General features: G+C 65.7%; 27 protein-coding genes and 1 tRNA gene. 16 read left to right on the top strand and 12 right to left on the bottom strand.

The features are described 5' to 3' along the window. Window positions 1–85: 85 nt before the first annotated feature. Together KBY93_RS04780 and KBY93_RS04785 are read left to right on the top strand one after the other, a co-directional pair. Window positions 86–1237, top strand: a complete 1152-nt coding sequence (locus tag KBY93_RS04780; protein ID WP_255093104.1) for an alanine--glyoxylate aminotransferase family protein — start codon at window positions 86–88, stop codon at window positions 1235–1237. A gap of 57 nt (window positions 1238–1294) precedes the next feature. Further along, window positions 1295–1366: transfer RNA gene (locus KBY93_RS04785), tRNA-Gly, on the top strand. A gap of 351 nt (window positions 1367–1717) precedes the next feature. Here the strand turns inward: KBY93_RS04785 and KBY93_RS04790 are convergent. Further along, window positions 1718–1891 carry a hypothetical protein gene (locus KBY93_RS04790; RefSeq protein ID WP_255093105.1) on the bottom strand — a complete coding sequence of 58 codons (174 nt, stop codon included), beginning with the start codon at window positions 1889–1891 and terminating at the stop codon, window positions 1718–1720. 127 nt (window positions 1892–2018) lie between these two features. Beyond that, on the bottom strand, window positions 2019–2303 hold the full coding sequence (locus tag KBY93_RS04795; protein ID WP_255093106.1) for a hypothetical protein: 285 nt from the start codon (window positions 2301–2303) through the stop codon (window positions 2019–2021). A 92-nt stretch (window positions 2304–2395) separates the two neighbouring features. Between KBY93_RS04795 and KBY93_RS04800 the strand changes: the two genes are divergently transcribed. The 3 genes from KBY93_RS04800 to KBY93_RS04810 all read left to right on the top strand — a co-directional run bounded on the left by KBY93_RS04800 (window position 2396) and on the right by KBY93_RS04810 (window position 3914). Then, window positions 2396–2917: an AbrB family transcriptional regulator gene (locus KBY93_RS04800; RefSeq protein ID WP_255093107.1), complete on the top strand. Its 522-nt coding sequence runs from the start codon at window positions 2396–2398 to the stop codon at window positions 2915–2917. A gap of 81 nt (window positions 2918–2998) precedes the next feature. Continuing rightward, a complete protein-coding gene (locus KBY93_RS04805) occupies window positions 2999–3502 on the top strand; it encodes a DUF6554 family protein (protein WP_255093108.1) in 504 nt (167 codons plus the stop codon). After that, window positions 3450–3914 (top strand): hypothetical protein, encoded by a 465-nt coding sequence (locus tag KBY93_RS04810; protein ID WP_255093109.1) that lies wholly within the window; start codon window positions 3450–3452, stop codon window positions 3912–3914. Before KBY93_RS04805 ends, KBY93_RS04810 begins: the two co-directional genes overlap by 53 nt. Window position 3915: 1 nt before the next feature. Here KBY93_RS04810 and KBY93_RS04815 read toward each other — a convergent pair whose 3' ends face one another. After that, entirely contained in the window at window positions 3916–5532 is a 1617-nt protein-coding gene (locus tag KBY93_RS04815; RefSeq protein WP_255093110.1) for a DEAD/DEAH box helicase, read from the bottom strand. Between the two features lie 138 nt (window positions 5533–5670). Here KBY93_RS04815 and KBY93_RS04820 point away from each other — a divergent pair, with 138 nt between their 5' ends. Next, window positions 5671–6081, top strand: coding sequence for an HNH endonuclease (locus tag KBY93_RS04820; protein ID WP_255093161.1), 411 nt, complete (start codon window positions 5671–5673; stop codon window positions 6079–6081). Window positions 6082–6106: 25 nt separating this feature from the next. Here the strand turns inward: KBY93_RS04820 and KBY93_RS04825 are convergent, their stop codons facing one another. Continuing rightward, window positions 6107–6235, bottom strand: coding sequence for a hypothetical protein (locus KBY93_RS04825; RefSeq protein WP_255093111.1), 129 nt, complete (start codon window positions 6233–6235; stop codon window positions 6107–6109). Window positions 6236–6357: 122 nt separating this feature from the next. Here KBY93_RS04825 and KBY93_RS04830 point away from each other — a divergent pair, with 122 nt between their 5' ends. Beyond that, entirely contained in the window at window positions 6358–7278 is a 921-nt protein-coding gene (locus tag KBY93_RS04830; RefSeq protein ID WP_255093112.1) for an SDR family NAD(P)-dependent oxidoreductase, read from the top strand. 33 nt (window positions 7279–7311) lie between these two features. Here KBY93_RS04830 and KBY93_RS04835 read toward each other — a convergent pair whose 3' ends face one another. After that, window positions 7312–7491 carry a hypothetical protein gene (locus KBY93_RS04835; protein ID WP_255093113.1) on the bottom strand — a complete coding sequence of 60 codons (180 nt, stop codon included), beginning with the start codon at window positions 7489–7491 and terminating at the stop codon, window positions 7312–7314. On the opposite strand from KBY93_RS04835, the gene pdxA reads away from it, so the two are divergent. Further along, window positions 7490–8512 (top strand): 4-hydroxythreonine-4-phosphate dehydrogenase PdxA, encoded by a 1023-nt coding sequence (pdxA, locus tag KBY93_RS04840; protein ID WP_255093114.1) that lies wholly within the window; start codon window positions 7490–7492, stop codon window positions 8510–8512. The genes KBY93_RS04835 and pdxA overlap by 2 nt on opposite strands. Before the next feature lie 39 nt (window positions 8513–8551). Here the strand turns inward: pdxA and accB are convergent, their stop codons facing one another. Then, window positions 8552–9043, bottom strand: a complete 492-nt coding sequence (gene accB / locus KBY93_RS04845; protein ID WP_255093115.1) for an acetyl-CoA carboxylase biotin carboxyl carrier protein — start codon at window positions 9041–9043, stop codon at window positions 8552–8554. 5 nt (window positions 9044–9048) lie between these two features. Next, complete coding sequence (gene efp / locus KBY93_RS04850; protein WP_255093116.1) at window positions 9049–9609, bottom strand: elongation factor P; 561 nt, start codon at window positions 9607–9609, stop codon at window positions 9049–9051. Window positions 9610–9835: 226 nt separating this feature from the next. Between efp and KBY93_RS04855 the strand changes: the two genes are divergently transcribed. Further along, window positions 9836–10882 (top strand): peptidylprolyl isomerase, encoded by a 1047-nt coding sequence (locus KBY93_RS04855; protein ID WP_255093162.1) that lies wholly within the window; start codon window positions 9836–9838, stop codon window positions 10880–10882. Beyond that, entirely contained in the window at window positions 10875–11897 is a 1023-nt protein-coding gene (thiL, locus tag KBY93_RS04860; protein WP_255093117.1) for a thiamine-phosphate kinase, read from the top strand. The genes KBY93_RS04855 and thiL overlap by 8 nt, the downstream gene beginning before the upstream one ends. Window positions 11898–11971: 74 nt before the next feature. On the opposite strand, the gene KBY93_RS04865 is transcribed toward thiL, so the two are convergent. Next, complete coding sequence (locus tag KBY93_RS04865) at window positions 11972–12994, bottom strand: type I glyceraldehyde-3-phosphate dehydrogenase (RefSeq protein WP_255093118.1); 1023 nt, start codon at window positions 12992–12994, stop codon at window positions 11972–11974. A 175-nt stretch (window positions 12995–13169) separates the two neighbouring features. Between KBY93_RS04865 and murC the strand changes: the two genes are divergently transcribed. From murC to KBY93_RS04880, 3 genes are read left to right on the top strand one after another with little or no spacing between them, the layout of a single operon-like run. Next, complete coding sequence (gene murC / locus KBY93_RS04870) at window positions 13170–14633, top strand: UDP-N-acetylmuramate--L-alanine ligase (protein ID WP_255093163.1); 1464 nt, start codon at window positions 13170–13172, stop codon at window positions 14631–14633. A gap of 3 nt (window positions 14634–14636) precedes the next feature. Next, window positions 14637–15590 (top strand): UDP-N-acetylmuramate dehydrogenase, encoded by a 954-nt coding sequence (gene murB, locus KBY93_RS04875; RefSeq protein ID WP_255093119.1) that lies wholly within the window; start codon window positions 14637–14639, stop codon window positions 15588–15590. A gap of 21 nt (window positions 15591–15611) precedes the next feature. Continuing rightward, window positions 15612–15947 carry a YbaB/EbfC family nucleoid-associated protein gene (locus KBY93_RS04880; protein WP_255093120.1) on the top strand — a complete coding sequence of 112 codons (336 nt, stop codon included), beginning with the start codon at window positions 15612–15614 and terminating at the stop codon, window positions 15945–15947. Window positions 15948–15960: 13 nt separating this feature from the next. Here KBY93_RS04880 and rsgA read toward each other — a convergent pair whose 3' ends face one another. From rsgA to grpE, 4 genes are read right to left on the bottom strand one after another with little or no spacing between them, the layout of a single operon-like run. After that, window positions 15961–16965 carry a ribosome small subunit-dependent GTPase A gene (gene rsgA / locus KBY93_RS04885; RefSeq protein WP_255093121.1) on the bottom strand — a complete coding sequence of 335 codons (1005 nt, stop codon included), beginning with the start codon at window positions 16963–16965 and terminating at the stop codon, window positions 15961–15963. Beyond that, window positions 16955–17248, bottom strand: a complete 294-nt coding sequence (locus tag KBY93_RS04890; protein WP_255093123.1) for a sulfurtransferase TusA family protein — start codon at window positions 17246–17248, stop codon at window positions 16955–16957. The genes rsgA and KBY93_RS04890 overlap by 11 nt, the downstream gene beginning before the upstream one ends. A 15-nt stretch (window positions 17249–17263) precedes the next feature. After that, window positions 17264–18385, bottom strand: a complete 1122-nt coding sequence (dnaJ, locus tag KBY93_RS04895; protein WP_255093124.1) for a molecular chaperone DnaJ — start codon at window positions 18383–18385, stop codon at window positions 17264–17266. Continuing rightward, the gene (gene grpE / locus KBY93_RS04900) at window positions 18385–19101 is read right to left on the bottom strand and encodes a nucleotide exchange factor GrpE (RefSeq protein WP_255093125.1); all 717 of its coding nucleotides are present in this window, start codon (window positions 19099–19101) and stop codon (window positions 18385–18387) included. Before grpE ends, dnaJ begins: the two co-directional genes overlap by 1 nt. A gap of 102 nt (window positions 19102–19203) precedes the next feature. Here grpE and KBY93_RS04905 point away from each other — a divergent pair, with 102 nt between their 5' ends. From KBY93_RS04905 to KBY93_RS04915, 3 genes are read left to right on the top strand one after another with little or no spacing between them, the layout of a single operon-like run. Further along, a complete protein-coding gene (locus KBY93_RS04905) occupies window positions 19204–21012 on the top strand; it encodes a GspE/PulE family protein (RefSeq protein WP_255093126.1) in 1809 nt (602 codons plus the stop codon). A 56-nt stretch (window positions 21013–21068) separates the two neighbouring features. Then, window positions 21069–22148, top strand: a complete 1080-nt coding sequence (locus KBY93_RS04910) for a type IV pilus twitching motility protein PilT (protein ID WP_255093127.1) — start codon at window positions 21069–21071, stop codon at window positions 22146–22148. A 12-nt stretch (window positions 22149–22160) separates the two neighbouring features. Then, entirely contained in the window at window positions 22161–23564 is a 1404-nt protein-coding gene (locus KBY93_RS04915) for a type II secretion system F family protein (RefSeq protein WP_255093129.1), read from the top strand. Window positions 23565–23574 lie beyond the last annotated feature (10 nt).

A 23574-nucleotide genomic window follows, 5' to 3' on the forward strand; every position in this document is an offset into this window, starting at 1 on the left:
GTCGGGGAGCTGAGCCGGGGTGGGGGGACCTTGGTTTTTTAAGGTGATGGATTGGGCCGCCGCGCCCGTCCCCCCAGCGCCCCCCATGCAGGACAAGCTCACCCTGATGATCCCCGGTCCCACGCCGGTGCCGGAGACCGTCCTGCTGGCCATGAGCCGCCACCCGATCGGCCATCGCAGCGGCGAATTCCAGGCGATCGTTAAGCACACCACGGCGCAGCTCAAGTGGCTGCACCAGACGAGCGGTGATGTGCTGGCCCTCACCGGCAGTGGCACCGCCGCGATGGAGGCCGGCATCATCAACGTGTTGAGCCGGGGCGACAAGGTTCTCTGCGGGGACAACGGCAAGTTCGGCGAGCGCTGGGTGAAGGTGGCCAGGGCCTACGGCCTGGAGGTGGAGGTGATCAGCGCCGACTGGGGCCAGCCCCTTGATCCGGAGGCCTTCCGCCTGGCCCTCGAAGCCGACAGCGATAAGAAGATTCGCGCGGTGATCCTCACCCATTCGGAAACTTCCACCGGGGTGATCAACGACCTTGAGACGATCGCCCGTCATGTCCATGCCCATGGCCAGGCTCTGGTGGTGGCTGACTGCGTCACCAGCCTGGGGGCCTGCCCGGTGCCCGTGGAAGCCTGGGGCCTGGATGTGGTGGGCTCCGGCTCCCAGAAGGGATACATGATGCCGCCGGGCCTGGCCTTCGTGGCGATGAGCGAGCGCGCCTGGGAAGCGCACAAGCGTTCCGATCTGCCCAAGTTCTACCTGGATCTGGGCAAGTACCGGAAATCAGCCGCTGCCGACAGCAATCCATTCACGCCTCCGGTGACGCTGTATTACGCACTGGAAGCAGCCCTGGGAATGATGGAGCAGGAAGGACTTGATGCCATTTTCGCTCGCCATGCCCGGCTGCAGCGGGCCACCCAGGCGGCCATGCGCGCCATCGGCCTGCCTCTCTACGCCGCCGAAGGCCACGGCAGCCCGTCGATCACGGCTGTGGCCCCTGAGGGTCTGGACGCCGAGGTTTTGCGAAAGAAGATCAAGGAGCGCTACGACATTCTGCTGGCCGGCGGCCAGGATCACCTGAAGGGCAAGGTGTTCCGCATCGGCCACCTGGGTTTCGTCTGCGATCGCGACGTCCTCACCGTGGTGGCCGCCATCGAGGCGACCCTGCAGGAGCTGGGCGCCACCCGGCAGCCGGTGGGGGCGGGTCTGGCCGCGGCGGCCCGGGAACTGACGATCTGAGGGACAGACGGACTGCTGGGCAAAACCCCATCAGTCCGTTTGCTAAGATCAAAAAATGCGGGTGTAATTCAGTGGTAGAATGTCAGCTTCCCAAGCTGAACGTCGCCGGTTCGAGCCCGGTCACCCGCTTTAGCAAAGAAAAACGTCGTCAGCTCCACTCTCTCAGGATCTGGGCTTGATCACCTGGAGAATCTGAGGTCCGATGCTGCCGGCACGTCGCTCGCAATCAAGAGACTTAAGTACAGCCTGGGCCGCTTCGACAAGATCACCACGCAGGGCAGCAGCTTCAGCATGGGATTCATGCTTTGCAGCTTCCTGGAGGAACTGGCTTCGTTGCTCTGATCCCTGTGACATGGCGATCGAAGATCGCGTTTGAACCGCAAGCACAACAACAAATCAATCTTCAGCGACTTTAACGGTTGATCGAGAAGTTGACTTGAAAGAGAGAGGAATGCAGACAGGTTGAGACGATCTCAGGTGTCAGGTGCCTGGCTCTTCACCCAGATCACCGAGGACATCGATCTGGGACCGCAGCTGGTCGGCCCGACTGGTGTCACCACGGCTGATGGCGATGGCCAGGGCAAATTCCAGCTTCTCGAGCTGGTGGCCACCTTCGATGTAGCCAGGGCGGTGGATGAAAGGCTGGGGTGGCATCGACCCCCCGTTACGGGGCAGGGGGCAGGCCGGATAGGTGCTGACCACGGTTGTTTTTCTTTTCATTCTGCCACTCAGGAGCAGGCCACTGCCAGCTTGAGTGATAGGGACACGCCAGGAATTTGGCTCAGGCGGCCATATCCAGCTCCTGCGGTGGGGCAGGCTCGAGCGCCGCTGGAGCGGACATAGGGGCTGACGTCTCGAGCAGTTGGCGGCAGTCCCGCAGCAGCACCTCCACATTGGAGAGCGCCTGAAGTTGGTCGGACTGCGGCTGCTGGTCGTCCTCCAGCGCCATCTCCAGCAGGCCAAGCCGTTGCTCCAGATGCACCAGCCGGTGCGACAAGGCCGCCACCGTCTGAGCGAGATCTTCGGCCGTGCGGGTGATGCGGAACGACACCGATTCAGGGGCCATGGCCATCGAGCCAAGAAGGCCGATCACAACACAGAACCGCCCAACGCTCAAGCCATCTCCCAGACTGAGGCGTCCTTGCGTCTCGTGCGGGCATGTCCAGTCTGGCCACTCTGGCGATCTACATCCTGGCCGGTCTGGGTGGTGGCTTGCTCGCCCTGCGGACGGGAATTCCGGCGGCGCCCCTGGCGGGCGCCCTGCTCGGCGCGAGCCTGGTGAGCATGAGCGGGCGCTGGGATGCGGCCCACTGGCCCCCTGGGACCAGCACGGGCCTGGAGATCGCGATCGGCACCGTGATCGGCACCGGCCTCACCAGCGCAGCGCTGACGGAACTGCGGCACCTGTGGCGGCCGGCGATCCTGATCACCGTCACCCTGGTGGCCACAGGCCTGGTGGTCGGCCTCTGGAGCAGCCGGCTGCTGGGTGTCGATCCGATCATCACCTTGCTGGGGGCCGCCCCTGGCGGCATCAGCGGCATGAGCCTGGTAGGCGCTGAATTCGGTGTCGGTGCCGCCGTAGCGGCCCTGCACGCGGTCCGGCTGATCACGGTGCTGCTGGTGCTGCCGATGGTGATCAGGTTGGTGCTGTCATTCACAGCTGGTCATTCCTCCAGTTGACGAGCCCAAGGGCCGCCCCCTCGACAGTTCGGAGTCGACCGATACGTTGGTGCCCGATGCCTGGCTCCGCGCACCGATTCAATGCTCTCCCGTCTCCTCTGCCCCTGCCCGACTGCAACGGAGCCCAAGAGGGGCCGCAGGCTGAAGTGGGCCCTGCGGCGGATCCTGGCGCCCTCCCTGGTGCTTCTGGCCAGCCCGCTGCCTTTGCTGAGCCAGCCTGCGCTGCTGGCCCAGGTCAGCCAGCCGGACCCCAGCAATCCAGCCAACAAGGGCGCCGAGGTGTATTGCTTCATGCGCAAGGCCGGCAATGACCACGAGGTGAGCTGGAGCGCCGCCTACGCCCTGATCAAACGCCAGAGCGCCAGTCTGTTCAAGACCTCTCCTGAACATGCCGCCGTCATGATCACCGAGGCAGTGGTCAAGTCCCCCGATGCCTTCCCCGACTGCGGCCGCTTCCTCGGAGCCCTCTTCGGCAGTGAAAAGCCCGCGCCGCTCAGAACCGACATCCCCGCGAGCGGCAGCACCGGCCCTGTTGCCATCCCCAGCGGCGGCGGAACCACACGCCCTGACCGCTATTCCTACTGATTTCCTTCGCGAGGAACCCCATCGGGCCCTCTGGTGCACCGCCCTGGCGCTGACCCTGGCCCTGGGCGGTTGTGCGGCGGCGGCACCCCCGACCTCGGACTCTCCACGGCTGCGCCAGGACGAGTGCCTCGATGAGGTCAAGGTGGATCAGCTCGATGAGGCCCTGGAGCGCTGCGACAAGGTGGTGAACACCTTCCCGCTCGAGGCCCGTCCCCTCAGCGACCGCTTCGTGATCCACACCCTCAGGGGCGAGCAGACCAGGGCCTGCCAGGACATCGAGAGGGCGGCAGAGCTGCTGAAGGCCGCCAGCAACGGTAAACCGGCGAAGGATGCCGAAGATCCCCAACTGGTCATAGACATTGGTGTGCGCCAGGAAAGCTGCCGTGACATACCGGCCGCCGCGGCCCCCTGACTCACCAGGCCTCCAGCAACTGGCGCACCATCGCCGGCAGGGCCTGGCGGCGCAGGATCGCCTGACGTCCCCCAAGGGCCAGGGCAATCCGCTCGGCCTTGCTGGCAATCAGCCCATCCACCAGCTGATCGGCCACGCCCAGCTGCAGCCAGTGAGTGGTGAGGGGCCCGGTCATGCCGATGCGATGGGCACGGTCCTCCGCCTGCTCGGTGTCGCCCGGGGTCCAGGGCCTCTCCAGCAGGACCACGTGGCTGGCACGGTGCAGGGTGAAGCCGAGGCCCGCCACAGCAAAGGTGGCCACCAGCAGCGGCACCCGGCCCGCCTGGAAGGACTCCACCTGGCGCTGCCGCTGCGGCGGCCTGAGCCGGCCTGTGAGCACGGCACCTCCCAGGTTCGCGGCCAGCCGCTCGGCAGGGGCCACGAAAGCCGTGAACACCACCACCGCCGCGCCGCCTGCGAGCAGCTCCGTCACCAGAGCCTGGGCTGCCGGCAGCTTGTATGCAGCTCCGATCTGCCTGAGGGCCGTGAGCATCGCCAGGGATTCCGCATCGCGGCGCACCTCGCCGCGGGCGGCCCGCAGGCGGTAGTGCTCCACACGCTGCTGCAGTTCATGCTCGAACCCCTGGGCCTGGCTGGGATCGAGCGTCACGGGGCAGATCAGGCGGCGCTTTGGGGGGAGATCGAGGCAATCCTGCTTGCGCCGGTGCAGCACCAGAGGCTGAATCAGCCGGTGCAGGTCCTCCAGGCGTTCAGCGCCGTTGGCCTGCCAGTGGCGGCGCCCGCCGCTTTCGCGCCAATGGCCCTGGCAGTAAGTCTGCTCAAAGCTGAGCTGATCCCGGCCGAGGGGGTGATCGATCGCCGCCAGCAGGGGGAACAGCTGCGATGGGCGGCCGTTCTTCATCGGGGTCCCGCTTAGAAGCCAGATCGCCCGCAGGCGCGGGTGACGGGCAAGGCGCAGCAGCGCCCGGGTGCGCAGCGCCCCCAGGTTCTGCGCGAAGTGGGCCTCATCCACGATCAGGACGGTGCCGGCAGGGGGCAGCTCCACTGGCAGCCGCGCCCAGCTGAACAGCTCCACGGCCAGTTCCAGGGCCAGGGACTCCTGCCGCCAGAGATCGTGAAGGCCCACCGGGGCCACCACGGCAATGCGGCAGTCGGCGCAGCGTGAGAGGGCCCGTGCCGCCACCAGAGCGGAGAGGGTCTTGCCCAGACCCATCGCATGGGCCAGCACCGCCCCACGGCGAGCAAGCAGCCAGCGGGCCGCCGTGCGTTGGTGGGCGAACAGCTGCCGCCCATCCGGCAAGGGATCCTCCAGCTGGGCCGCGGCCACCAGCTGACGGTGCGGCGGCAAGGGGGGCAGGGGCTGGCGCAGCCAGGCCATCCACTGGGCCAGGTCGGGCTCGATCGCGAAGCGACCCGCCAGCAGAGCCTCCAGCTGACCTGCAGCCTCCAGCGGAAACTCCCAGCCAGGGCGCTGGGGCCGCCAGCGGCCCGCCGGCCTGATCCTGCGCAGCTGAGCCTGGGTGACCGGATCGAACGGCGAAATCACCTCAATCAGGCCGCAGGATCCAAGCCGCAGCTGGCAGCGTGACGACGTCCCTCGCGTGGCTCCCAGGGACACCGCCGCGCTTCATGGATATGAAGTCTAGTCAGCCTGGCGCTTTGAACCAGCCCTGGCGATCAGCTTGGGGAATTGAAGTCGTCGACACATTGACAGAACAGAAGCCATGGGCAAACTGTCCGCAACCGAGGCATGGGAATGCAGGTCAGGGATGCCGTCTTCCTTGAGGATCTCTGCCCCAAGTTGCGCGTAAGGCGCTGGAGACAATCCCTGCACAAACAGACCCAACATCGCTGTATTTACTGCGGCAGTCGTTCCGAATCGATTGATCATCTGCTGCCACGCTGCCGCGGCGGTCTGAGCGTGACCGAAAACTGCGTTCCGGCCTGCCTGGCCTGCAACGGCCACAAAAGCGACGCCGATGCCTTCGACTGGTACCGGCGTCAACGCTTCTACGACCCACGCCGGGCAATGGCGATCCGGGCCTGGATGGAGGGTGACCTGCGCCTGGCCGTGCGCCTGCTGCAGTGGGCCACTCCCGAACCAGCGGCAGCAACCCAGGGCTCGGTCCTGCCCCAGAGCCCGACCATGACCCTGCAGGCGGCCTGAAGCCAAAACGCCTTCCATAAACCCATCACCAGACTCTGCAGGCCGCTGGTCCGTTGTGGCGCTCGCAGATGGCCCCGAGTTGATCGGGCTGCTCAGGCGCCACCAAGGCGGCCGTGAGCACCAGGCCCACCAACAACAGCGGAAGAGCAGCCACGGCATGGGGGGAGCTCCAGGGGCGTCCCCGGCCGGGACGAACCAGGCTCGTGGGGAGGAGACGGGGTGTAGAGAAGCAGGAGGCGGCCATCCAGGGAATCAAGCAGTGATACAGGTGTACTCATGGTGAGTGCTGTTGTCAACCGCAGCCCATGGAGCGGGGCCTCCGGCCGGATGCTGGTGCTGGGGGGCGGCTACAGCGGCAAGAACTTCGCCGTGGCCGTGGCCGCCACCGGCATGCCGGTGCTGATCAGCCACCGTCCCGGTGGCGCTCCCGTGGTCGGGGAAGGAATCAACCCGGTGGCCTTCACCAGCGAGCTCAGGCCGGGACTCGAGCCCACCGCCCTGGAGGACGTGACCCATGTGCTGGTCACCATTCCCCCCGGCCGTGACGGCAGGGATCCTGTGCTGGAGAGCCTGGGCGCCATCCTGGCCGACCTGCCGCTGCGATGGCTGGGCTACCTCTCCACCTCCGGGGTCTATGGCGATCGCGCCGGCGCCTGGGTCCAGGAAAGCGACACCCCCGCACCGGGATTGCTCCGCAGCCGGGCACGGCTGGCCTGCGAACAGGCGTGGCAAGCCACTGGCCTGCCCCTGCAGGTGTTCCGCCTGCCGGCGATCTATGGACCCGGCCGCTGCCCGTTCAACGGCCTGCGCAGCGGCAGCAGCCGCCTGATCCACAAACCCGCCCAGGTGTTCAGCCGCATCCACGTCGATGACATCACTGGAGCCCTGCTGCACAACCTCGCCCTGCCGTGTGCCCAGCGACCGGCAGTGCTCAATCTGGCGGACGACAGACCCTGCCCGTCCAGTGAAACCCTGGGCTACGCCGCCCACCTGCTGAACTGCAAATTGCCCGAGGTGGAGCCCTATGGGCGGATCCAGGAGAGCCTCAGTCCGATGGCCCGCAGCTTCTGGAGCGAGAACCGGCGCACCAGCAACCGGCGCCTCTGCGTCGAGCTCGGCTACCAGTTGCGCTACCCCAGCTACCGGGAAGGGTTCCGCGCCTGCCTGCTGGAGGAAGAACGCTGGGCTGGTGGCTGACACAAAGGGCCAGGGCAGCTGCCGCCAGCAGGCTCAGCGGGGGGCTGGCTCCCCCTGCTCCGGGCACACCGGAGTCGCCAGCGGTTGAAGATTGGTGAGGCTGGGAATGTTCAGATCAGCGTTCAAGCGGCACCAGTCGATCACCACCCATTTCTTCTGCAACCCGTGAGCCAGGCCCAGCACCAGTCCCCCCAGAAGCAACCAGCGGATCATGACTCTCCAAGCCACTGGCAAGAACGCTAAGCAAGGCGTGATCGCCGTGGCCCTGGGGGATCCCGCCGGCATCGGCGCTGAGGTGACCCTCAAGTCTCTGGCGGCCCTGCAGGCGAAGGGCGCAGCTGTGGATGTGGTGCTGGTGGGCTGCCGCCGCTGGCTGGAGCAGACCTACATGGACCTGCGCGACCGCAGCGGGACGCCGCTGGCTGATCCAGCTGGCTTTCCCATCCTTGATCGGCCCCTGCAGGAGACGATCGACCCGGGCCAGGGGACCGCGGCCAGTGGTGCCGCCAGCTTCGCCTGGTTGAGTGCGGCTGCGGATCTTGTGCTCAGCGGCCAGGCCCTGGCTCTGACCACGGCGCCTATCGCCAAACATGCCTGGCACGCCGCCGGTCATCTCTACCCGGGTCAGACCGAGCGGCTGGCGGAACTCTGCGGGCGGGAGCAGGCCTCGATGCTGTTCACCGCCCGCTCACCAGGCGGCAGCTGGCGGCTGAACACGTTGCTGGCCACAACCCACATCCCCCTGGCCCGGGTTCCCCTGGCCCTCAACCCCGCCCTTGTGGAGCATCAACTGGATGTGCTGCTGGCGTTCTGCAAGCGCTTTATCGCCCATCCCAGCCTGACGGTGGCCGGTCTGAATCCCCATGCCGGCGAAGGCGGCCAGCTGGGGGAGGAGGAGCAGGACTGGCTGATTCCCCTGCTGGAGAGCTGGCGGCAGCGACACCCCACAGTGACTTTGAGGGGGCCGCTGCCGCCTGACAGCTGCTGGCTGGGTGCAGCGGCTGCCTGGCGAGGCGAAGGGCAGGGAGCCGACGGTTACCTGGCGCTGTATCACGATCAGGGCCTGATCCCGGTCAAGCTGCTGGCCTTCGATGCCGCCGTGAACACCACCCTGGGGCTGCCCTTCCTGCGCACTTCTCCTGATCACGGCACCGGCTTCGACATTGCCGGTTCAGGCCTGGCCCGAGCCGACAGCATGGTGGCGGCCTTGGAAACGGCCTTGGAGCTGGGCTGAGCCGAGACACTGTTGAGAACAACTCGGGGTCGTTGGACTTCAGGCGGGCTTGACCCGCAGCAGCACCTGGCCGAACTCCACCGGTGTGCCGTTCTCCACCAGAATCTCCACTAGCTCACCGCTGACTTCTGCCTCCAGCTCGTTCATCAGCTTCATGGCCTCGAGGATGCAGACAGGCTGTCCAACACTGATGCGGCTGCCGATTTCCACGAAGGGGGGATCGGCAGGTGAGGGGGAGCGGTAGAAGGTGCCCACCATCGGGGCGGTGATGTCGAGCAGATCGGCACGGAGCGCCGATGGGGCCGGCGGCGGGCTGGATGGGGCCATGACACCGGCTGAACCCGGCGCCGGAGCAGCTGGCACCACCATGGAGGGTGGCGGCGGCAGCTGAGCTGGGGCCAACGCCACTGGGGCAGGCAGGTTTCGGCGCACTTCCAGGCGGAAGTCGTCACCCTCGAGCTTCAGCTCCTGGATGTCGCTCTGCTCCAGGAAGATGAGGAGTTGATGCAGTTGGTCGTTGTCGAGCTGCATGGCAATCAGGACTCTCGCCCGAGATAAGTGTCGTTACGCGTGTCGATCTTGATCTTCTCGCCGATGGTGATGAACAGGGGCACCATCACCTGGGCACCGGTCTCGACGATGGCGGGCTTGGTCCCCCCGGTGGCGGTGTCACCCTTGACGCCAGGATCGGTCTGGGTGACCTCGAGCACCACCGAGTTGGGCAGCTCCACTTCAAGGGGGGAGCCGTTCCAGGACACCACATTCACCTCCATGCCCTCCTTCAGGTATTTGCGCCCATCACCGATCTGCTTAGCGGTGAGGCGGGTCTCCTCGTAAGAGGCCATATCCATGAAGACGTACTCCTCCGCCTCCATGTAGGTGTGTTGCAAGGTTGATTTCTCGAGCTGGGCCTGGGCAAGTGTTTCGCCAGCGCGGAAGGTCTTCTCGACCACGCTGCCGCTCTGCACGGCCTTGAGTTTGGTGCGCACGAAAGCAGAACCCTTGCCGGGCTTGACGTGCAGGAACTCGACGACCCTCCAGACCTGTCCATCGAGCTCGATGGTGGTGCCAGTTCGGAAGTCGTTGCTCGAGATCATTCCGGCGAAACGGGTGAGCGGGATTGTACGGCTGGCCGTTGAACCCCCCTTTGGGACTGGATCTGGGGCCCATCGAGCTGTGCCAAAGTCCGAGGTACGGCAGAGCGTCCGGAGACCGGCAGGGACAGCCATGAACAGGAGTTCGCAACAATCGCAGCCCCCCCGGCCGGAGCAGCAACCGGCCGAGCAGCGTCGGAGCCCTTGGCGGGTCATCACGCTTCTGCTGATGGCGCTGGTGCTCGCCTGCGGCACCAGCTTTGGCCGAATCAGCCCGGCGGCGGCGGCCCTGCCTCCGGGGAACGCTGTCACCGATCCAGCCGCCCTGCTGCGCAACGCATTGCCGATCGAGCAGCCGGATCTGCAGAAGCTGCAACATCGCCTTGAAGACAGCAGCGACGACCTGCGTGCCAAGCGGTGGAACGCCCTCACCGGCAATGCCCGCAAAACCCAGGCGCAGCTCAGCAGCCGTCGCTCCGCCCTGCTGGCAGCCTTCCAGCCAGAGCAGCGCGAGCAGGCCACGGCCCTGCTGGCCAGCCTTGAGTCTGAATTGCAAGCCGTGGCCGAGGCCGCCGAGCGACAGGACCGCGAGGCCTTCCTGACCGCTCGCCGCAGGGCCCTGAGCACCATCGGTACAGCGGAAGCCCTGCTGGTGGGGCCGTTCCCCTTCGAGATTCCGGAACAGTTCGCCGACCTGCCAAGGCTGCTGGGTCGCGCCACTGTGAAACTCACCACCACCAAAGGTGACCTGACCGCCGTGGTGGATGGCTACAACGCCCCACTGACGGCCGGAGCCTTCGTCGACCTTGTGCAGCGGGGCTTCTACGACGACCTGCCCTTCATCCGCGCCGAAGACTTCTATGTCCTGCAGACCGGCGATCCGAAAGGATCAGCCAGCGGCTATGTGGACGCCTCCGGCCAGGAGAGGAAGGTGCCCCTGGAGATCATGGTGCCGGGTCAGAGCCAGCCCTTCTACAACCAGACCTTTGAGGACCTGGGCCTGTTCAAGGCCACACCTGTGCTGCCGTTCGCCACCAAGGGAACATTGGGCTGGGCCCACTCAGATACAGCCCTCGACGATGGCTCTTCCCAGTTCTTCCTCTTCCTGTTCGAAGCGGAACTCACCCCGGCGGGCCTCAATCTGATCGACGGCCGCTACGCCGCCTTTGGCTACGTGGTCGAGGGCTTCGATGTACTCCAGGAGCTCACGGCCGACGACGGCATCGTCAAGGCGACCGTGGTGGATGGGGCTGGCAACCTGCGGCCCCATGGCTGAGGGCGTCAGCAACGCGCCCACACTCGCTGATCTGGGGGAATGGGAGCTGATCAGGCGGTTGGGAGCCTTCGCTCCTCCCGGTCAGTTCGCCGATGACGCCGCCCTGCTGGATGGCAGCTCGGAGCGGGCACTGGTGGTGAACACCGACGTCCTGGTCGAGGGAATCCATTTCAGTGACACCACCATGGCCGCCGAGGATGTGGGCTGGCGGGCAGCGGCGGCCAACCTCTCGGACCTCGCTGCCATGGGCTGCCGGGAAGTGCTGGGGCTGACGGTGGCCCTGGTGGCGCCGGCTGCCACCCCCTGGGCGTGGGTGGAGGGGGCTTACCAGGGGCTGAGCACTGCCTTGAGGTGTTATGGCGGCACGCTGCTGGGGGGGGATTGCAGTGGCGGCGGCCAGCGCCTGCTCGCCGTCACGGCCCTGGGAAGGCTCGGAGCGGACGGACCGATCCGCCGCCTCGATGGACGCCCCGGTGATGCCCTGGTGAGTACGGGACCCCATGGGCTCAGCCGCCTGGGCCTCGCGGTGCTGCTGCAGGAAGTCCCGTCTCCGGCCGCTCCCGACTGGCACCAAGCCGCTCCGGCCCTGCTGGAGCGGAGCGTTCAGGCCCACCGCAGGCCGCGGCCCCGGCTGGATGCGGTGGCGGCACTGGCCTCATGCCGGCCAGGTGGCTGCCCCTGGCGAGTGGCAGGCACCGACAGCAGCGATGGACTGGTGGCAGCGCTGAAGGTTCTGACCCAGGGGAGCGACTGCGACGCTCTGCTGGAGCGGCGGGACCTTCCGTTCGACCCCGAGATGGTGGCCCTGGCCAGGGCCGAATCCTGGTGCCTGAACGGGGGTGAAGACTTCGAACTGGTGTTGGCACTCAATCCCGCCTGGGCCCGTCAGCTGATCAAGGCCCTGCCCGGGACCCGCCGGATCGGATCACTGGCCCCGGGCTCTGGGATTCTGCGCTGGGCCGACGACGGTTCGCCCCTGGCTGATGCCAGTGGAGGCTTCACACATTTTCACTGAGTTCGTTGCCTGAGCCATGAAAAAGCCGCCCCAAAAGAGGGGCGGCCGGATATGAGGAGCTCAGGGAGCGGATCTCACTTCCAGTTCTGGGCCACCACTTCGGCCAGATCAACCACCCGCTGGCTATAGCCCCACTCGTTGTCGTACCAGGAGATCACCTTGACCATGTTGTCTCCCATCACCAGAGTCAGGTCGGAATCAACGATTGTGGATTCGTCAGTGCCAGCGTGGTCAGAGGAAACCAGAGGCAGATCAGAGTACTTGATGATCCCCTTCATGGCACCTTCGGAAGCTGCCTTCAGCACAGCATTCACTTCGTCCCGGTTGGTGGAGCGGCCCACTTCCAGCACCATGTCCACCACCGAAACGTTAGGGGTTGGCACCCGCATGGCGATGCCGTTGAGCTTGCCCTTCATCGGCGGATACACCAAGGCTACGGCCTGGGCGGCACCCGTGCTGGTAGGCACGATGTTCACCGCCGCGGCACGGGCCCGGCGCAGGTCGCGGTGCGAAGCATCCAGAATACGCTGGTCACCGGTATAGCTGTGAGTGGTGGTCATCGTGCCTTTGACGATGCCGAAGGTCTGGTCGAGAACCTTCACCAGAGGCGCCATGCAGTTCGTGGTGCAGCTGGCATTGCTGAGGATGTCGAAGTCCTCGTGCCGGTATTGATCAGCGTTCACACCCACCACGAAGGTGCCCACACCGGCACCCTTACCGGGGGCGGTGAGGATGACCTTGCTGGCACCTGCCTGAAGGTGCTTGCTGGCGCCCACGTCGTCGTTGAAGACACCGGTGGACTCGATCACAAGATCGACACCCCAATCCTTCCAGGGAAGGTTGAGGGGATTGCGGTCAGAGAAGCACTTGACGTGCCTGCCATTGACTACAATAGTGTTATCGGTGTGGCTCACCTCGGCATTGCGGATGCGGCCGAGCATCGAGTCGTACTCAAGTAGATGAGCATTAGTACGCGGATCGGAAGTGTCATTCAGACCAACCACCTCAATCCCAGTATTTTCGCCACGGCTGAGCCAACAACGCATAAAGTTGCGACCGATCCGGCCGAATCCATTGATCGCAACGCGCAGTGTCATGGCTGGAACGGGAAACCCGTTGACAAGGGGAGTTTGGGAGCAGATCATACAGAAATGGTCTCCCCCTCCTGGAGCCGCTCCGGCAGCGGATCCATTCGCGGAGCCAAACAAGCGTTAAAAAGGGAGAGACAAGCGCAGCGTCAACACCTACCTTCGGGTGCGCATGGAGACGCATTTGGCACCGCTGCTCGACCACCGGGCTCCCCTTCACTTCATCGGGGTCGGCGGCATTGGGATGTCGGCATTGGCCGGAATCCTGGCCGACCGAGGTTTTCAGGTGAGCGGATCCGATCCGCGGGACAGTCCCGTGCTCGAGTCCCTGCGCCGCCGTGGGGTGCGGGTGTTCGCCCACCAGGGTGCAGACACCATTGCGACTTTGAACAGTGATGTCGGCACTTCACCGCTGGTTGTGATCAGCACAGCGGTGCCGGCTGGGAATCCCGAGCTGATGGCAGCCCGCGAGGCCGGCCTGACCATCTGCCACCGCTCCGACGTGCTCGCGGCGCTGATCAACGCGCAGCCCTCGATCGCCGTGGCCGGCAGCCACGGCAAGACCACCACCAGCACCCTGATCGCCACCCTGCTGGCGGCCACCGACCAGGACCCCACCGCCGTTATCGGTGGCATCGTGCCTGCGTTTCAGAGCAATGCACGCAGCGGCCGCGGTCGGGTGCTGGTGGCCGAAGCCGATGAATCCGATGGTTCCCTGGTGAAATTCAGATCCAGCCTCGGGCTGATCACCAACCTGGAGCTCGACCACACAGATCACTACCCCGACCTTGAGGCTCTGATCGAGACGCTCCAGCGCTTCGCGGCCGGCTGCGGCTCCCTGCTCGCCAATGCCGACTGCCCGGTACTGCGCCAGCATTTCCAGCCCGGCGCCTGGTGGTCGATCGAGAGCAGCGAAGGGGTGGAGTTCGCCGCCCTGGCAGTGGAGGAGCACGGAGAAGGCACCGTTGCCGACTTTTACGAAAACGGAGAACTGGTGGGGCGCTTCAGCCTGCCCCTGCCGGGCCGCCACAATCTCAGCAACGCCACGGCCGCCCTGGCGGCCTGCCGGCTGGAGGGAGTGCCTTTCGGCGCCCTGGCCACGGAAATCGGAACCCTGCGTTCCCCAGGGCGCCGCTTCGACTTCCGGGGCCGCTGGGCCGGCCGCCAGGTGGTCGACGACTATGCCCACCACCCCAGCGAGGTGGAAGCAACGCTGCACATGGCTCGCCTGATGGTGACCAGCGGCCGCAGCCCCCTGCCGGAGGTGCCCCAGCGGCTGGTGGCCGTCTTCCAGCCCCACCGGTACAGCCGTACCGCCGAATTTCTGGATGCTTTCGCGTCTGCCCTCTCTCTCGCCGACATGGTGCTGCTTGCCCCGCTCTACTCAGCTGGAGAAGTGCCCATCCCCGGTGTCGACAGCCAGGCCCTGGCTGAGCGTATGCAGCAACTGCGACCTGACCTGCCACTGATGGTGAGCGCCACGCTCGATGAGCTGGCCGAACAGGTGGTGAGGCGCAGTCAGCCCGGCGATCTGGTGTTGGTGATGGGAGCGGGCGATGTGAACGGCGTCTGGGCTCGACTCCAGACCCTCGCAGAGCTGAAGTCGTCCGATGCGCCGGATACCCCCACCGCTCGCCTGGCCGCCTGAGCCGTGCCCCTCACCCCGGCTCGCGATCCAGTCCAGAACCAGGTGTCACTGGCCGACTACACCACCTGGAAGGTGGGCGGACCAGCTGAATGGTTCGCCGAACCGGCCAGTCGCGATGAACTGATGGCGCTGGCCCGCTGGGCTCGGGCGGAGAACCTGCCCCTTCGCCTGATCGGAGCAGGCTCGAACTTGCTGGTAAGCGACGGCGGCCTTGATGGGCTCACCCTCTGCAACCGCAGGCTGCAGGGCAGCGTGATCGAGCCGAGCACGGGACTGGTGGAGGCCCAGGCCGGCGAACCGATCCCCACCCTGGCGCGCAAGGCAGCCAGGGCTGGCCTGAGCGGGCTGGAGTGGGCGGTGGGCATCCCCGGCACCGTGGGTGGTGCCGCAGTGATGAACGCCGGCGCCCAGGGTGGCTGTACGGCGGAATGCCTCCAGGATGTGACGGTGCTCAATCCAGCAGGTGGGGATGAGCCTTTCGTGCTTCAGAGCAGCGAGCTGGAGTTCGCCTACCGCCACAGCAGACTGCAGCAGGAGCCCCTGCTGGTGCTGTCGGCCCGTTTCCGTCTCAGCTTCGGCCATGATCCAGCCGAGATCAGCCGGCGCACCAGCGCCAACCTCTCCAGCCGCACCAGCAGCCAGCCCTACCAGCAGCCCAGCTGTGGCAGCGTCTTCCGCAATCCCGAACCCCGCAAAGCCGGCCAGTTGATCGAGCAGCTCGGGCTCAAGGGCCTGGCCATGGGCGGGGCGATGGTCTCACCGATCCATGCCAACTTCATCGTCAACACCGGCGGCGCCAGCGCCCACGACATCGACCAGCTGATCCGGCTGGTCCAGCAGCGGGTCTTCAGCGCCCACGGCATCGAGCTCCACACCGAGGTGAAGCGTCTCGGGTACTTCCCTGCCCCTGGCGGCATGGCAAGGAACCTGAGCGTCGAAGGGGAGGCCGTAGCCTGAACTGGCGCTCTTGGTTCCCGCATGGCCGGCTTCGGACTTCCCAACTTCGGACAGCTGACCGAAGCCTTTCGCAAGGCCCAGCAGATCCAGCAGGATGCCCAGAAGCTCCAGGACGAGCTCGACGCCATGGAACTGGAGGGCAGCAGCGCCGATGGCAGGGCCAGCGTCTGGCTGACCGGCAACCAGCAACCGCTGAAGGTGCGGCTCTCCCCCGAACTGCTGGCCGATGGCGCTGAGGCTACGGAGACCGCCACGCTCGAGGCCCTGAAGGCCGCCTATGACGTTTCCACCGGAACGATGAAGGAGCGGATGGAAGAACTCACCGGCGGCCTGAATCTTCCCGGCCTGGGGGGCTGATGCGGCCCTGGGTTCAGCCCAGATCAGGGGCCTGCTGGCGCTGACGGCGACGGGAGGGGCCGCTGGGTTGCCGCTGGAAGCGGGTCTCCACGGGCGCAGGGCTTGCCTGCAGCAACTCCTCCAGGCCCTCGGCGTAATAGGCATAGCGGTCCCAGGCCGTTCCCACCTGGCAACCGGGATCCCCACGGTGCTGGCAATTGCTGAAGCGGCAGGGACCACCCTGCCGCAGGGCATCCACGATTTCTGGGAAGAGCGCCGACAGAACAGCGGGATCGCGCGGCAGCTCGGGCCTGTTGAACCCAGGGGTGTCAGCAATCAGGGCACCGGAGGCGAGGGGGAATAGCTCCACGTGCCGGGTGGTGTGGCGTCCGCGCCTGAGCCGACCGGACACGGTGCCGACACGCAGGGCCAGAGCCGGCACCAGGGCATTGAGCAGGCTGCTCTTGCCCACCCCGGAAGGACCGCAGAGTACGGAGATTCCGGGCTGGGCGAGCCGCTGTTTCAGTGAGGCCATGCCTTCACCGCTGGCTGCGCTGACCGCGATGGGGTCATAGCCCCAGCTCCTCAGTCGTTGACACCAGCTCTCGAGCTGAACGAATGGAACCAGATCCACCTTGGAGAACACCACCTGCACCGGCTGACCGCTGTGCTCGGCGGTGATCAGAAAACGGCTGAGCTGCTCAGGATCCGGAACAGGATCGGCCATCGCAATGACCACCACGATCCGATCACAATTGGCCACCGGTGGCCGCCCCAGCAGGCTGGTGCGCGGCAGCAGATCGCCAACGGCGGCACGACCCGCCGGCCAGTCGATACCCTCCAACCCCACCCGATCACCCACGTGGATGCGCGCACCCGCCTGACCCAGCCGGCTGCGCCGGGTGCAGAGCAACTGGTCGAGTCCGCCGGGGCCAGGGATCTCCAGGCTCACCTGGCAGAAGTTGGCCTGAATCGCGGTGACTAGACCCTTGACCATGGCCTTGCCCCCGTCAGCCCTGGCCTCGGCCTCAGCCCCCATGGCGGCAAATCCAGAACCGGACCCCCTCCTGGACGTCAGCGTCCTGAGCGCCTGAGGCCTCTCTCGACAGGCGCTCAACCCGGTGGCCCTCCTGGCGCAGGCCCTCAGCCACCATCAACTCTGGTTCGCCGGTATCGAGGTCGAGCTGCAGCCACTCACCCGCAGCAATCGACTCGAGCGCCAGTCGGCTGCGGATGAAGTTGAGGGGGCAGGGGGTGCCACGCAGATCGAGCCGCAGGGTTGGTTCCGCGGGCGGGGACCCCGACGCAGGTCTGAAGGTCACAGGCAGACCATCGCGCTAACCGAACAGCCCGCCGAACAGGCCGCTCTTGTGAGGATGGTCCTTGGCGGAATGGTGACCGGCCAGCTGCTCGAGCAGCTCCCGTTCGTGGCTGCTGAGCTTGGTGGGCACCTGCACCTTCACGGTGAAGAGATGGTTGCCCCGGGCCACCGGGTTGCCCAGCTTGGGAACTCCCTTGCCAGTGAGGGTGAGGGTGGTGCCGGGTTGGGTGCCTGCCGGAATCTCAAGGGTGGCCGCACCATCCACCGTGTCCACCTCGATCTTGTCGCCGAGGATCGCCTGGAGGTAGTTCACCGCCACCTCGGAGTGAATATGGATCCCGTCGCGGCGCAGCTTGTCGTGGGCCTGAACGAACAGGTACACGTACAGGTCCCCGGCGGGACCGCCGCGCTGGCCGGCATTGCCCTCGCCAGCCACGCGTAGGCGCGTGCCAGAGTCGACACCGGCGGGAATGGTGATCCGAAGCTTCTTGCGCACCTGCTGGACCCCCTGGCCGCCACAGGCGCTGCAGGGATCGGCGATCACCTGACCGGTTCCCTCACAGGTGGGGCAGGGGGCCACCTGGGTGAAGCTGCCGAAGGGGGTTCGGGTGGCCCGGCGCACCTGACCCTGACCGCCGCAGGTGCCGCAGGTGGTGGGTCCGCTGCCGCTCTTGGCGCCGCTGCCCTGACAGGTTGCGCAGGTTTCCAGGTGACGGATCTGCACCTCCTTCTCCTGGCCGAAGACCGCCTCGTTGAAGCTGATGCTCAGATCGAGGCGGAGGTCATCCCCCTGGCGGGGGCCACGGCGGCGGGGACCGGCTCCAGCTCCGCCGCCAGCAGCGGCACCGCCGAAACCACTGAAGAACGTCTCGAAAAGGTCGGCGAACCCTCCCATGTCGCCCATGTCGGGCGCGCCGGCACCGGAAACACCCGCTTCACCGAACTGGTCGTAGCGGGCCCGGGTCTGCGGATCACTGAGCACCTCGTAGGCCCGGCCGATCTCCTTGAAGCGGTCCTCCGCGCCGGACTCCTTGTTGATGTCGGGGTGGTATTGGCGGGCGAGGCGTCGATAGGCCCGCTTCAGGGTGTCGGCATCCGCGTCGCGGGACACCCCCAGCAGGTCGTAGTACTCGGCCATCAGCTGGATTCCTCACCACCCACTGTCCCGTCCTGGGCCGGGGACGCGGCCCCCTCCGAGGCCCCGGGACCCGGTCCCATCGAGACTTTCACCAGAGCATGGCGCAGCACGCGCCCATTCAGCTGATAGCCGCGCTGGAGTTCCTCAATCACCAGGTCCTCGTTCACCAGGTCACTGGGCTCGCGCAGCACCGCTTCGTGCAGGTTGGGATCAAACGGTTCACCCTCCACCCGCATCGGGGCCACTCCCAGCTGCTTGAAGGCATCCACCAGCTGCTTGTAGAGACCCTGATAGCTGCGATGGAGGCCCAGGGCCTCCTCACTCTGGGGATCGAGCTGCTGGCGGGCACGGTCGAAGTTGTCGACGACGGGCAGAATCTCGCTGAGGGTGGAGCAGGCGATCTGCAGGCGCAGATCCTCCTGATCGCGGCTCTGGCGTTTGCGGAAGTTGTCGAAGTCGGCGGCGATGCGCATGTACTGACCGCGCAGGGTCTCATGCTCACGCCGCAGGGTCTCGAGTTCCGCGGCCAGTCGCTGGGCCACGGACTTCGCGTCCGTCTCGGCACCGGCAGCTGCCGCAGCCTGCGGATCGCTGGTCACAGGCGCCGGGGCGCCGGTGTCGGCCGGAGATTCCACCCCCGACTGGTCAAGGTTTTGAATCTGGGAGTCCGCCTCGGCGGAGAGATCCTGTGGGAAGGGAGTGGCTTCGCCGCTCATGCTGACTGCAACGCCAATCGGTCCTAAACATGTTGATGGTCGACGGGCTCTTCCCACAAGCGGCGGAAGCCCGCACCTGATCCCTTCGGCCCCGTCCTGGCCATGACCCTCTCGGCGACACGCCCGGTCCCTGCGGCCGAAACGCTACAGCACAGGCGGCTGGAGGCCGAGCTGCTCAGCGGTGAAAAGCTTCTGCTGCCAGTCGAGCTGCAGCTGGCCGACCCACGGGCCGCCGAAGCCTGCCCCACGATCGAAGCCCAGCAATGGCGCGAATGGGTTGCCCTGCCCCTGGTGCGCCAGGGGGAGCGGCTCCAGGTCGCGATCCCCAGCCATTGGCGGGCGCAGCAACGCCAGCAGCTGGAGGAGGCCGTGCTGGCCAACGGCATCACCCCCGACTTGCGCCTGGGGCTGGAAGAGGAGATCAGCGAGGCGCTGAAGCAGACAATGGCCGACCGTCGTCATCGCCCCAGCGAAGACACCACCCTGGCCTCCCAGCCAAACGGCCTGTCCCTGCTGGAGGGCCTCAGCCTGGAGAGCCGCCTGGACGAGGCTCCCGCCGATCAGGAGCAGGAGCTGGATCTGGAGGAGAGCCTCAGGGCCTCCAACGCCTCACCGGTGGTGAGCCTGGTGAACCGCATCCTGATCCAGGCGATGGAGTCAGAGTCGAGCGACATCCACGTGGAACCGGAGGAGGACGGGCTGCGGATCCGCTTTCGCCAGGACGGGGTGCTGCATCCCGTCGAACACCTGCCCAGGAGCCTGGCACCAGCGGTCACCTCCCGCTTCAAGATCATGGCCGAGCTGGACATCGCCGAGCGACGGATGCCCCAGGACGGCCGCATCCGCCGGATGTTCCGCGGCCGCACAATCGAATTGCGGGTGAGCACCCTGCCGGGCCGCTGGGGAGAGAAGGTGGTGCTGCGGCTGCTCGACAGCGGCAGCACCCGCATGGGCCTCGACCGGCTGATCACCGAGCCGGCCACCCTGTCGACCGTTCGATCCATGGGCTCAAGGCCCTTCGGGATGGTGCTGGTGACCGGACCCACCGGGTCGGGCAAGTCGACCACGCTCTATTCCCTGCTGGCGGAACGGAACGAACCCAGCATCAACATCTCCACCGTCGAAGATCCGATCGAGTACATGCTCAAGGGCATCACCCAGACCCAGGTGAACCGCGACAAGGGCTACGACTTCAGCACCGCCCTGCGGGCCTTCATGCGCCAGGACCCGGACGTGCTGCTGGTGGGGGAAACCCGCGATGGGGAAACGGCCAAGACCGCCATTGAGGCGGCCCTGACCGGCCACCTGGTGCTCACGACCCTGCACTGCAACGACGCCCCCAGTGCCATCGCCCGGCTCAGCGAGATGGGCGTGGAGCCCTTCATGGTGAGTGCCTCCCTGATCGGAATCGTCTCCCAGCGCCTGCTGCGCAAAGTCTGCGGGACCTGCCGTGTGCCCTACCACCCAGGAGAGGAAGAGCTGGGCCATTTCGGCCTCTTCGCCAGCCAGGAGCAGTCGATCACCTTCTACAAAGCCCGAAGGGGACCCAGGGCCGACGGCAGCAGCTGTCCCACCTGCCAGGGACGGGGCTACAAGGGCCGCATCGGCGTCTATGAAGTACTGAGGATCAACGACAACCTCGCCAGTGCCATCGCCAAGGGCGCCAGCACCGACGTGATCCGCAATCTTTCGATCGAGACCGGCATGAAAACCCTGCTGGTCTATGGCCTGGAACTGGTCCGCCACGGCCAGACCACCCTCGAGGAAGTGGAGCGGATGCTGCTCACCGACACGGAGCTGGAGTTACAGCGACGCACCCAGGCACTCACCACATTGACCTGCCAGGGTTGCGGGGCGGGACTCAGGGATGAATGGCTGGAGTGCCCCTACTGCCTGACCCCCCGTCGCTGAGTGTTGCGGGCCACCGGGGCGAAACTCAGAATCCAGATCAACCCGGCATGGTCCCGATGGAGCTCCAGATCGAGGAGTTGATGGAAGAGCTGGTCGAGCAGAAGGGCAGCGACCTTCACCTCTCAGCGGGCCAGCAACCCTATGGGCGCTTCAACGGGGAGCTCCGGCCGATGCGGGAGCAGGCCCTGAGCGAGGAATCCTGCAACCGCATGATTTTCTCGATCCTCACCAACTCCCAGCGCAAGCAACTGGAACAGACCTGGGAACTCGACTGCTCCTATGGCCTGCGCGGCCTGGCCCGCTTCCGCATCAACGTCTTCAGCCAGCGCGGCACCTACGCCGCCTCCATGCGAGCCCTGAACAGCAAGGTGCCCACCCCCCAGGAGCTCGGCCTGCCTCCGGTGGTGGTGGACATCACCAAGCGGCCTTCGGGGCTGGTGCTGGTGACGGGGCCGACTGGATCGGGCAAGAGCACCACCCTGGCCTCGCTACTCGATTACATCAACCACAGCCGGGCTGAGCACATCATCACGATCGAAGATCCGATCGAATTCGCTTACATCAATGACAAGAGCCTGATCCATCAGCGCCAGCTCAACGAAGACACCAAAAGTTTCAGCAATGCCCTCAGAGCAGCCCTGAGGGAGGACCCTGACGTGATTCTGGTGGGGGAAATGCGTGATCTGGAAACGATTCAGCTCGCCATCACCGCGGCCGAAACCGGTCACCTGGTATTTGCCACCCTGCACACCAGTTCCGCCGCCCAGACCGTGGACCGCATGGTGGATGTGTTTCCGGCGGGCCAGCAGGCCCAGATCCGCACCCAGCTCAGCAGCAGCCTGGCCGCGATCTTCGCCCAGACACTCTGCCGCCGGAGTTCGCCCTCCAGCCACAGCTATGGCCGGGTCATGGCCCAGGAAATAATGTTAAGTACGCCGGCCCTGGCCAACCTGATCAGGGAGGCAAAAACCGCCCAGATCTATTCCCAGATTCAGACCGGAGGCCAACTGGGCATGCAGACTCTGGAAAAAGCCCTGGCCGACATGGTCAAGCAGGGGGACATTGCCCTGGAGGAAGCCCGCACCCACTCAACCAAGCCGGATGAGTTGAATCGGCTGCTCAGCAACTCCCTCTGATCCAGATCCTCCATGCCTGCCTATCTGGCCACTTACACCAGCACCCAAGGCGACCAGCGGGAGCTGCGGCTGGAAGCCTCCGATCTGCCCGCGGCCCGCCGCAACCTGCGCCGGCGAGGCATCCTCGCCAGCTCCCTGGTGCCGGCGAAGGAAGGCTCCAGCCCGATCTTCACCGCCACCTATGCCAGTCAACGGGGCCAGCAGAAGGTGATCCAGCTGAAAGCCCCTGATCTGGCCAGCGCCAAGCGGGATCTGCGCCGAAGGGGCATTGCCGCAACCTCCGTTGTGCCGATGGCCTCGACCCGCTCAGTGCAGGCCAGTGGCGGCAAAGGGGGCACCAGTCTGTTCAGCCGGGATCTGGGGACGATGTTCCAGGCCAGACCCAGCGTGCGGGAGAAGGCGCTGTTCGCCAGCAAGCTCTCAGCGCTGGTGGATTCTGGCGTGCCGATTGTGCGGGGCCTCACCCTGGTGGCCAAGCAGCAGAAGAAGCCGATCTTCCGGCAGGCCCTCGAAGCAGTCGCCAGCGAAGTGAGCCAGGGGGTGAGCCTGGGCGTGGCGATGCGTCGCTGGCCCAAGGTCTTCGATCGAATCACCATCGCCATGGTCGAAGCCGGCGAACTCGGAGGGGTTCTGGATGAAACTCTGAAGCGGCTGGCCCTGTTGCTGGAGCAGAACGCCAAGCTGCAGAATCAGATCAAGGGAGCCCTGGCCTATCCGGTGATCGTGCTGCTGATCGCCATTGCCGTCTTCCTCGGCATGACGATTTTCCTGATCCCCACCTTTGCCGAAATCTTCGAACAGCTGGGCGCAGACCTGCCTGTCTTCACCCAGATGATGGTGAATCTGAGCGCCCTGCTTCGCTCCGCATTCTCTTTATTCCTGATCGCCTTTCTGATCCTGGCAGGATGGCTGCTGGTCGGTGTTTACAACACTCCCCTGGGCAAACGGCGGATCGACGGCTTCATCCTGAAGCTTCCCCTGTTCGGCGACCTGATTCAGAAAACCGAAACAGCCCAATTCTGCCGAACCTTCAGCTCCCTGAGCAAAGCGGGTGTGCCGATTCTTATGAGCCTGGAGATCGTTCGAGACACTTCTCGCAATTCAATCTTTGCCGATACGATCGAGGACTGCCGGGTGGAGATTCAGGATGGCATTCCCGTTAGCGTCGCTCTCTCCCGTAAGAACGTGTTTCCAGAGATGGCTCTGAGCATGCTGGCAATTGGCGAAGAAACGGGAGAAATGGATGCCATGCTCTCCAAGGTCGCTGATTTCTACGAAGACGAGGTGGAGGTGGCAGTCAAAGCGCTCACCTCTCTCCTGGAGCCCATCATGATCGTGATCGTCGGCATCATCGTGGGTGCGATTCTCGTGGCCATGTATCTCCCGATGTTCTCGGTCTTCGACAAGATTCGCTGAACGTCGACGC

Origin of the sequence: Synechococcus sp. J7-Johnson (assembly GCF_024345795.1) — a bacterium.
In the GTDB taxonomy this organism is placed as follows: domain Bacteria; phylum Cyanobacteriota; class Cyanobacteriia; order PCC-6307; family Cyanobiaceae; genus Regnicoccus_A.